Source organism: Candidatus Skiveiella danica (assembly GCF_022705245.1).
In the GTDB taxonomy this organism is placed as follows: domain Bacteria; phylum Pseudomonadota; class Gammaproteobacteria; order Burkholderiales; family Burkholderiaceae_C; genus Skiveiella; species Skiveiella danica.
Genome location: NZ_JAKJEW010000200.1, coordinates 1 through 232 on the forward strand (window position 1 = coordinate 1; position 232 = coordinate 232).

Sequence of the window (232 nt, forward strand, 5' to 3'; positions counted from 1 at the left end):
GCGAGACCGCGGCGATGAAGGTCGATCAGCAGGAAGCCGAGCACGCCGCCGCACGCGCCGATCTGGCCGCCGCCGGACAACGTGCCGAAGCCGCCCGTGCGGTGCTGGCGCTGCAGGGCAGCCGCGGGGCCGATCAGGTACTGAAGCTGGAGGCACCGATCGACGGCGTGATCCTGCGCCGCTTCCAGGAGAGTCGCGCCGCCGTCGCCGCGTCGCAGTCGCTGCTCGAGAT

1 pseudogene is annotated in these 232 nt (G+C 72.4%); it reads left to right on the forward strand.

Annotation, left to right across the window (positions count from 1 at the left end):
• Positions 1-232, forward strand: a pseudogene (locus ACMUOY_RS20995) (hypothetical protein); the annotation flags it as partial.